Source organism: Neisseria sp. HMSC068C12, assembly GCF_001814095.1.
Classification (GTDB): domain Bacteria; phylum Pseudomonadota; class Gammaproteobacteria; order Burkholderiales; family Neisseriaceae; genus Neisseria; species Neisseria perflava.
The window spans coordinates 240023-249020 of the sequence record NZ_KV814823.1 but is presented as its reverse complement, the minus strand read 5'-3'; the positions used below and the strand labels follow the sequence as shown (position 1 = coordinate 249020).

The 8998-nt window shown below is 50.3% G+C and carries 12 protein-coding genes and 1 other RNA gene; 1 reads left to right on the top strand and 12 read right to left on the bottom strand.

Annotated elements, in window-relative coordinates; translation table 11 throughout:
* On the top strand, positions 1–441 hold a 441-nt coding region (locus tag HMPREF2952_RS07845), incomplete at its 5' end, for an EamA family transporter (RefSeq protein WP_168165181.1).
* Between the two features lie 93 nt (positions 442–534).
* Here HMPREF2952_RS07845 and murU read toward each other — a convergent pair.
* The 12 genes from murU to HMPREF2952_RS07785 all read right to left on the bottom strand — a co-directional run bounded on the left by murU (position 535) and on the right by HMPREF2952_RS07785 (position 8878).
* A complete protein-coding gene (gene murU / locus HMPREF2952_RS07840; RefSeq protein WP_004520885.1) occupies positions 535–1230 on the bottom strand; it encodes an N-acetylmuramate alpha-1-phosphate uridylyltransferase MurU in 696 nt (231 codons plus the stop codon).
* Positions 1231–1317: 87 nt separating this feature from the next.
* Positions 1318–1818, bottom strand: coding sequence for a 4-hydroxyphenylacetate 3-monooxygenase, reductase component (gene hpaC, locus HMPREF2952_RS07835; protein WP_049336944.1), 501 nt, complete (start codon positions 1816–1818; stop codon positions 1318–1320).
* Between the two features lie 10 nt (positions 1819–1828).
* The gene (hpaR, locus tag HMPREF2952_RS07830; protein ID WP_004520883.1) at positions 1829–2266 is read right to left on the bottom strand and encodes a homoprotocatechuate degradation operon regulator HpaR; all 438 of its coding nucleotides are present in this window, start codon (positions 2264–2266) and stop codon (positions 1829–1831) included.
* Positions 2267–2605: 339 nt separating this feature from the next.
* A complete protein-coding gene (locus tag HMPREF2952_RS07825) occupies positions 2606–3115 on the bottom strand; it encodes a protein disulfide oxidoreductase (protein WP_039862516.1) in 510 nt (169 codons plus the stop codon).
* Positions 3116–3200: 85 nt separating this feature from the next.
* Entirely contained in the window at positions 3201–3593 is a 393-nt protein-coding gene (gene rpsI, locus HMPREF2952_RS07820; RefSeq protein ID WP_003681515.1) for a 30S ribosomal protein S9, read from the bottom strand.
* A gap of 12 nt (positions 3594–3605) precedes the next feature.
* The gene (gene rplM / locus HMPREF2952_RS07815) at positions 3606–4037 is read right to left on the bottom strand and encodes a 50S ribosomal protein L13 (RefSeq protein WP_003684605.1); all 432 of its coding nucleotides are present in this window, start codon (positions 4035–4037) and stop codon (positions 3606–3608) included.
* Between the two features lie 179 nt (positions 4038–4216).
* Positions 4217–4397: non-coding RNA, 6S RNA (gene ssrS / locus HMPREF2952_RS07810), on the bottom strand.
* An 8-nt stretch (positions 4398–4405) separates the two neighbouring features.
* The gene (zapA, locus tag HMPREF2952_RS07805; protein WP_003681511.1) at positions 4406–4708 is read right to left on the bottom strand and encodes a cell division protein ZapA; all 303 of its coding nucleotides are present in this window, start codon (positions 4706–4708) and stop codon (positions 4406–4408) included.
* An 11-nt stretch (positions 4709–4719) separates the two neighbouring features.
* Positions 4720–5043 carry a hypothetical protein gene (locus HMPREF2952_RS07800; protein WP_039862529.1) on the bottom strand — a complete coding sequence of 108 codons (324 nt, stop codon included), beginning with the start codon at positions 5041–5043 and terminating at the stop codon, positions 4720–4722.
* Between the two features lie 74 nt (positions 5044–5117).
* Positions 5118–6107, bottom strand: a complete 990-nt coding sequence (locus HMPREF2952_RS07795; RefSeq protein ID WP_004520880.1) for an NAD(P)H-dependent glycerol-3-phosphate dehydrogenase — start codon at positions 6105–6107, stop codon at positions 5118–5120.
* A 135-nt stretch (positions 6108–6242) separates the two neighbouring features.
* Positions 6243–8402, bottom strand: a complete 2160-nt coding sequence (locus HMPREF2952_RS07790) for a polysaccharide biosynthesis tyrosine autokinase (RefSeq protein ID WP_004520879.1) — start codon at positions 8400–8402, stop codon at positions 6243–6245.
* Positions 8403–8428: 26 nt separating this feature from the next.
* Entirely contained in the window at positions 8429–8878 is a 450-nt protein-coding gene (locus HMPREF2952_RS07785; RefSeq protein ID WP_004520878.1) for a low molecular weight protein-tyrosine-phosphatase, read from the bottom strand.
* Positions 8879–8998: the final 120 nt, after the last annotated feature.

The window sequence follows — 8998 nt, the reverse complement described above, 5'->3', positions numbered from 1 at the left end:
AAGGTGCCCCATCAACCATTAAATCCGTATACCCATTATCTGCTGCGCCGCAAGCTGGGCGTGCCTTCCTTAATCGGGCTGACCTTTGATTTATTGATGATTACGCCGTTTGCGTTGGCGTATATTTTGCTGGCAACGGATACGCCGGCGATGATTGCGGCCAAACCGGTTTTAATCTTTTTTATTGTGTTGCTGGGTTTTAATAGTGCAATATCCATGCAGTTGAATTTGAAGGCGAATCAGTTGCTGCCGGTGGCAGTGTTCGGCATGTTGAGCTATTTGGAGCCTGTATTGCTTTTTATTGTGTCGATTGTATGGCTGGGCGAGCCGGTGCAAAAAGGCGCATTGATCGGCTATGGCCTGATTTGGTCGGGATTGTGCGTGATGATTGTTAATGGCTTGTTAGGAATGAATAAAGAAAAGAAATTGGCTAAAGCTTGATGATAGATTGAGGCCGTCTGAAAAATGGGTTGACCAATATTTTCAGACGGCCTTTGATATTGAAAGGGATGTATCGGATACGTTCCTTTTGTTTTACCAGCATTGGGCGATACGGTCAGCTTCTTGCAGGCGTTCGACTGTACCGACGTCCAGCCAAAGGCCGTTATGGTGTTCGCCGCTGATTTGGCTTTGGCTCATAGCTTGACGCAACAGAGGGGCAAGCTTGGCAGCCTGGTGCGCCGGGGTATCTTTGAAAAGCGCGGGATGATAAACGCCCACGCCGCTGAAAGTCAGGGCCTGGCCGTCTGAGGATGATGCGGATACCAGGCCGTCTGAAAGCAGGCCGAAGTCGCCTTCGGGATGATGGGGTGGATTGTCCACCAGCCACAAATGGGCGAGAAGGTTGTGTTCCTGCATGCGCTGGGCAGCCAGTCGTGCAGCTTGGAAATCAATGTCGGTCAACACGTCGCCATTGACGACCAAAAACGGCTCGTTGCCCAAAAGCGGCAGGGCGGTGGCAATGCCTCCGGCAGTTTCCAGGCCTCCGGCGCGCTCGGGAGAATAGGCAATGTGTACGCCGTAGGCTGAACCGTCTTTCAAGGTGTCTTCGATTTGCTGGCCAAGCCAGGCATGGTTGATGACGATTTCAGTAAAGCCGGCCTTCCGCAGGCGGCGTAAGTGCCAGCCGATAAGCGGCGTGCCTGCTACTTCGAGTAAGGGTTTGGGCGTGTGGTCGGTCAGGGGGCGCATGCGTTCGCCGCGACCGGCGGCCAGTATCATTGCTTTCATGGGTGTGCCTATAATGTGTGAAACAGAAAAGGTCTCAGGCCGTCTGAAAAAATGAAACCGATGTTTCAGACGGCATGAGACCTTTATTTATGCCAAAGATTTGAATTGCCTACGGAAATACAGCAATGCCGGCGCTTGCGTATCGGTATTGCGGATTTCATTGATCTGAACGAAAAAGACGTAATGCGTGCCGATTTCGCGTTGATCGACAATGCTGCCGTGCAGGTGCGCCAGCGCGCCTTCGACTTCTAGCTGTCCGGTTTGTCCTCTATGCCAAATATGGTATTCAAAGCGTTCTTCGGGCGAGAGGTCGGTCAATCCGGCAAAGTGTTCAGCAACATCCTGTTGGCCGTCGTTGAGTGTGTTGATACACAAATCACGGTTGCCTTGCAGGATGGGAATGATGGCGGATTGGCGGTTGATGCACAGCATGACCGTCGGCGGCTCGTCGGTAACGGCAGTTACGGCAGTCATAGTAATGCCATAGCGCCCTGCTTCACCGTCTGTCGTGATAACGTGTACACCGGCGGCACAGGAGGCCATGGCATCTCGGAAAGATCTCTTGAGTGTGTGTGTTGAATCTGTCATCCGGCTCGCTTTATTTTAATGCCTGTTCGATTTTTGCCAGCTCTGCCAAGAGTTCTTTGAGTTGTGCCATTTTTTCTTTGGTGAGGACTTTTTCAATTGCGTCATAGCGCTCGTCAACCAATGCGCCGGTGGATTCATAGAGTTTCTCGCCTTCGGGCGTCAGTTTCAGATAAACGCGGCGTTGGTCGTTGGAAGGCTTCAAGCGCACGGCCAAACCTGCTTTTTCCAAGCGGGTCAGAATGCCGGTCAGGCTGGGACGGAGGATGCAGGCCTGATTGGCCAAATCTTGAAAGTCGAGTGTGCCGTTTTCCGCTAAGAGCCGGATGATACGCCATTGCTGGTCAGTAATATTGGCTTGGTTCAGAATAGGGCGGAATTGGGTCATCAATGCTTCCCGTGCCTGAATCAGACCGATATTGATAGATGCATGTTTAGATTGGTTGGGCATTACTAAGTCTCCGGTGTTATCAAAAATCAAACCGTTGAAGCGTGAGGTAGATTGATAAAGGCGAATATTGCTGTTTTAAGGCTGCCGTCGGCAGCCGGGTCATGGGAACAAAAGCATCACTGCCACAATATTAGATGAAGATCTCTAACAGTTTGTTTTGATAATAATGTTTCCAATTGTTCTTATGGTTATATCTTAGTCTATTTTCTTTATAATCTCAACAAAATCATATGTTATCGGGAAAGAGATAGTTTATTTATTTATGAAGTGGAATAGGATAAAAATATTCGGCGAAGATGATTCTTTGGATTTTCTATTTTTGGTGGATTTTCAATGAATTTAGCCGAAGATGTCTGCTAAGTAAATTCTGATTTTTAAGCCGATGTAGCTAGAAAGCCCGGATGTGTGATGAATCATTTTGCCATCTTTTAATATGATAATGGTCGGTGTGACGGCTATATTCCATTTTTGAGCCATCAGGCCGTCTGAATCATTGAAATTTGGAAAGGATAGGTTGTTTTCTTGCATATGGTGGGCAATGTCCGTGTCGCTTCCGGAGCGCAAGGCTACGCCCAATGTTGGGATATTGTCTTGGTGCAGTTTTTCTATGGTTGATGATGTGTATGAACAAATACGACACCAGCTACCCCAAAAATAAACGACGGCAACCCGATTTTGGCTGAAGGATTGAAGGGAAGTGGTTTGCCCATCGGTTAAAGTAATGGTTTGTGCCGCTGATTGTAAGGGCTGGTTAGGCTTGCGTACCCAGTCGACAATCAAGGAGAGCAAAATGAAAATAATCACGGCCTGAAGCAATGATTTGGCGTAGTGGAGCAGGGTTTTCATCATATATTGCGGAGGATATTGGATTATTGTTTTATAAATGAAAAAAGCCTTGCAGAGCAAGGCTTTTTGATTCGATTCTGAAAACGTATTAACGTTTGGAGAATTGTTTTGCGCGACGTGCTTTGCGCAAACCAGGTTTTTTACGTTCAACTTCACGAGCATCGCGAGTAACGAAGCCTGCTTGAGACAGGGCTGGTTTCAGGGCTGCGTCGAAGTCGATCAGGGCGCGGGTAATGCCGTGACGGATGGCGCCGGATTGACCGGTTTCGCCGCCACCGGTTACGTTAACTTTGATGTCGAAAGATTCGGCATTTTCAGTCAGAACCAGAGGTTGACGTACAACCATGCGGCTGGTTTCACGTGCGAAGAATTCGTCAACGGGACGGCCGTTTACGATGATTTGGCCGGTACCTTTAGTCAAGAATACACGAGCCACTGAACTTTTGCGGCGGCCTGTGCCGTAGTAGTATTTACCGTTCATGTCGTGTCCTTATTATTTCAGTTCCAAAACTTTAGGTTGTTGTGCAGCGTGGCCGTGTTCGGCGCCAGCGTACACTTTCAGTTTTTTGATCATGGCGTAGCCCAGAGGACCTTTAGGCAACATGCCTTTTACGGCTTGTTCCAAAGCGCGGCCTGGGAATTGCTCTTGCATTTCGCGGAAAGTACGCTCGTAGATGCCACCTGGGAAACCAGAGTGACGGAAGTATTTTTTGTCTTCGAATTTAGCACCGGTCACGCGCAGTTTGTCTGCGTTGATGACGATGATGTAGTCGCCAGTATCAACGTGAGGGGTGTATTCGGGTTTGTGTTTGCCGCGCAGACGGTGTGCGACTTCGGCTGCGACACGACCCAGAACTTTGTCTTCTGCGTCAATGACGAACCATTCGCGCTTCACCTCGTGGGGTTTTGCAGAGAAGGTTTTCATGGTTGGAATCCAGATATATATAGAAAGTTATGGATTTTAAAGAGGAGATTGGTTTTTGTCAATCTTAATTGAGTGTGTTTGATGCATGAATATGCGGTTTTTTCAGACGGCCGGAAATCTTTACGAAAGTCTTTACTTGGAAAGGGAAAAGCCACACCTGTCGGTATGGCTTTTTTTAGGGAATCCCCACGAGTGCCGTTTAGGCTGAATCCGCTTGAACCTTGCTGACAAGGTGGTCACCTCGGGTAGTTTCGGGTGCGTCCAATAAACGGACGCTCGCGCCCACTACAGCTCCCGGCAACCTAAAGCGAACGTATTGGTTCAAAGGAATATATGCCTTCGCGAACACCGCAGGGAAAAGGGGGAAATCAGTTTTGCTCCAAGCGCGCCAGTGCTTTTTGGCACGCGTTGTTCATGTCGGTTATTTTACGCTCAAATTCACCGATTGCCAAATCGTCGTTGAGGGTGGTTTTCAAGAGGTCGTGCACGACGTTGAGGGCTGCCATGACGACGATTTTGTCTGTGCCGACGATGCGGCCGCTTTCTTTAATCGCATCGCTTTTCTTGTTGAGCATTTCAACGGCTTGCAGAAGGGTGGCTTTTTCTTCACTCGGTGTGTTGATGGTGAAGTTGACATTCATGATGTCGAGATTGACTTGTTCGATACTCACGGGGCATCCTTTTATTGTTGTGTTTCTTGGGGCAATCGGGTAATGAGGCTGCGGATTTGGTCTGCGCTTTGGGCCAGCGCGTTGCGGTAGTTTTCTTTTTCGGCAGTCAGGTTGTCAATTTTGCTTTGCAGGTCCTCTTTGAGTTTGCCGACTTGAACCAGCAAGGCTTCGCTGAGTTCGTCAATGGCCGCGTCGTGTTGGCGTTTTTGTTGCTCTTGCTCGAGTTTGAGTCTGTCGATTTCTTCGTTGAGACGGCGGTTTTCTGAAACCAGCGTTTCAAATTTTTGGACAAGTTGGTAAACGTTGATTTCCAGATTGTTCAGTGATTGGTTCATGTGTTTCCCTTCAGACGGCCTGATGGCCGCCATATTGTGCGTCAGGCCGTCTGAATGGCAGACGGCGCGACCGTTTATTCGAAGCGCGCGCTTCGTTCCATCAGTCGTTCAACGACTTGCTGCGGGGTCATTTCTTTGCGGATGAGTTGCAGCAGGGTTTGAGTGATGGGCATATCGATTTGGTATTTGGCGGCGGTGTTGAAGACTTCTTCAATGGTGCTGACGCCTTCGGAAACGTGGCCGATTTCGACAAGCACTTGATGCAACTCTTTACCCTCTGCGAGGCCTAGGCCGACGCGGCGGTTGCGCGAGAGTGCGCCGGTACAGGTCAGGATAAGGTCGCCGATGCCTGCTAAGCCCATCATGGTTTTGGGTTGTGCGCCCATGGCGATGGCAAGGCGGGTGATTTCGGCAAGGCCGCGTGTTACTAAGGCTGCGCGTGCATTGAGGCCGTATTCGAGGCCGTCTGAAAGGCCGGTGGCAATTGCCATGACGTTTTTAACGGCACCGCCCACTGCGACACCGATGACGTCGGTGCTGCCGTACAGGCGCATTACGTTGGTGTTCAGTTGGGCAGTAGTTTCTTCCACCCAGTCTTTGTTTTCGGAAGCAAACACGACGGCGCAAGGCAGTTGGGCTGCAAGTTCTTGGGCAAAGCTCGGACCTGAGAGAACGCCGATTTTTTTATTGTTAGGTAGGACTTCTTTCAGTACTTGGAAAGTCAAAAGGCCGGTATCTTGTTCAAAACCTTTGCAGGCGGCGAGAACGGGAATATCGGCGGCGTTATGCTGTTTGAGCAGCTCGGCGCTGCTTCTGAGGCCGGCTACGGAGGTAACGATCAGGGCAAGTTGGCTGTCTTTCAGCGCTTCGCCCAAATCGGCGTGAACGGTCAGGGACTCAGGGAAAGGGAAGCCGGGCAGGCCGCGTTTGTTTTCGCGATCTGCTTGCAGGGTGCGGATTTGGTCGGGATTGCGTGTCCAAAGGGCAACTTCATTGTTGTGGTGCGCAAAGTGCAACGCGAGAGCTGTACCCCACGAACCTGCGCCGATGACGGTAATTTTCATGTTTCTCTTCCATATGGGAACGGGGCTTACTTTAAAACAAACGGCTTTGGGGTGCAAGGGCGGCGTTTGTGAAAAATATTTTGTGCTGTTTAAAAAGCCTTAGGCCGTCTGAAAGTTCAGACGGCCTGCTTCGGTTTATGATTTATTGTTACCGGAATGGTAGGCATCGTAGGCGTAGTAGTCGTAGCTGTTGTTGGCTTCGCGCTTCATGCCGTTGAGGACAACACCTTTGATGTTGATGTGGTTTTGTTTGAGGCGTTCGACGCTGGCTTCAAGCTCTCGTGCACGCGTGTGCGCATAACGGCTAATCATAAGGACGGTGCCGGCATGTTGGCCGATGATGATGGCGTCGGTAACGGCCAATACGGGCGGCGTGTCCAAGATGACATAATCGTAGCGTTGGCGCGCGTGGGCGAGCAATTCGTTGAAACGGTTGTCCATCAAAAGCTCGGACGGATTGCTAGGATAGCTGCCGCTGCTGATAAGGTGGAGGTTTTCAATGCCGGTCTCTTGTACGGCTTTTGCCGGAGCTGCTTTGCCGTTGAGGATGTCAGACAAGCCGAACTCGGGGGTAAGGCCGAAGAGTCGGTCGAGGTAGCCTTTGCGCATATCGGTATCGATAAGCAGAACGCGTTTGCCTGACTGCGCCATTACGGTGGCGAGGTTGGCAGAGATAAAGGATTTGCCTGCTTCAGGCGCGGCACCGGTAATCATGAGGACGTTGTTAGGCGCGTCCAGCATGGAGAAGTAGATATTGGTGCGCAGGGCGCGGATGGCTTCGACTGCCGTGTCGGCGCGGTCTTCGCTGGCCAGCAGATAGTTGGAACGGCCGCCGGTTTTTTTGAATTTGTTTTTGAAGAAGTCGCGTTTTTGCTGGGTTTTGGAGTGCGGAACAAGAGCGACGACTTCCAAATTGAGGTTTTCGATTTCTTCGGATGAAGTAATGCCGTTTTTCATGCGGTTGCGAATCATCAGCCACAAAGCGGTCAATGAGCCTGCGGCAAGTGCGCTCAGGAGCGTGATGACGGCTTTGCGCGGGGCAACGGGGTTTTCAGGGACATAGGCATAATCGACGATGCGAACATTACCTTGTGCACTGGCTTTCATGATGTTGAGTTCTTGTTGTTTGCTCAACAGTTGGACGTAGGTTGCTTGGTTGGTTTCTACGTCGCGGGTCAGGCGGATAACTTCTTGTTGGGTGTTCGGCAACTCGGCAATTTGTTGGTTGATTTTGTTTTTAGCGCGTTCGAGGACGGCAAGTTTGTCCAATACGGCTTTATAGGAAGGGTGTTCCGGCGTGTACAGCTCGGCCAAACCTGCTTCTTCGGTTTTGAGCAGGGTAATTTGGGTTTCGATGCCGGTCAGGCTTTCCAATGCGCCTTTGGACTCGAGCGGAATGTCGAGAGAGCCTGATTGTTGGCGGTAGGCATTGAGTTTGTTTTCAGCGTCTTGCAAGGTTTCTTTCAAGCGTGGCAATTCTTCGCTGATGAAGGCCAAACCGCTGGATGCGACTTGGACGTCGCGTTCGCGGTTTTGCGCAACGTAGTTGTCGGCAATGCTGTTGAGGATGACGCTGGTACGTTTAGGGTCGGTGCCGGTAAAGGTAAGGTTAATGATGGGGCTGGTTTTACCTTTGCTGATAACAGCCAGTTTGTTTTGGATGTTTTCGATGGCGCTGATGCGGGAGAACTTGGTTAACGCAAATTCTTGACCCGGATTAGCCAGGATTTGATCGATTTTGAGGGTGGTTTGATTGTTGATTTTCAGAGGCACGCCGACCTTGCCTTCGACAACGCGTTTGTCAGGCAGGGTAAGGGTATAGGCTTTGTTGCTCTTGGCGGTCAGTGTGAAGGTTTTGTTGAACCATTCGTCTTGTACGGAAAAGCTGCCGACGGTCAGTTTGGGATCGGGGTCGCCACTGATGTTGTGCATCAGGCTGCCGATAACGGGTGTGTATTTGGCTTTGACTTCTTGGTCAAGCTGAAGGTCGTCAACGGTTTTACCCAGCACCAAGCGTGATTGAACCAACTCGACTTCTGCTTCAGACGGCGTGGTTTGGTTGTTGAAGATGCTGTTGATTTCGGTCAGGATTTGGTTTTGTCGCGTTTCAATTTCCAGCATGGCATCGGCACGGTATTGCGGAGTGGATGCCAGGCTGAAGGCTGCGCCAAGAATGCCGCCTGCAAGCAGGGCGGCGAGGATTTTGTATTTATTTGTCCAAATTACTCGCAGCTGTTGGCCGAAGTCGATTTCGTCGTTGTCTGCGCTGTAAGGTGTGTAGGTCGTTTTTTTCATTGCTTGCTTTCTTGTTCATGCCGGTTTTATACCGGTTGAGTTTTTCCGTTTAGTTTGGTTTTCCAAGTGTCTGCGGCAGCATTGAGCTGTTCAAAAACGGCTTCAAACATTTCACTGCTTTGTTTGTATGGGTCAGGTACGGTTTTTTTAGGCAACCATTGGGCAAACAGCATGGTTTTGCTGCGTGCCGGCGGATGGATGTCGGCCACCATGTCAATTTGACAGGGCTCCATGACGAGAATCAAATCGGCCTGTTCGCACATTTGGGCAGTCAGTTGGCGTGCCGTATGGCCTGCAACGATAACGCCGTGTTTGAGTGCGGTTTTGATGGCTTGGAAATCGGCATCCTTACCTGCCAGTGCTTTTATGCCAGCGCTGCTGATGCGGTGGCCGGGTAGTTTTTTCTGCATAATCCGCTCTGCGGTGGGGGAGCGGCAGATGTTGCCTAGGCAGACGATGAGTATGTTGTGGTACATGATATTGTTTCGGTTTATGGTCTGAAAAAAGCGTGAGTCAGACTATAAGGTACTGCTTTTCCGTTTGTGCGGTGTGTACGGCTTTTATATGCCGTTTATGTAATTTGGTTGGATTGTGCG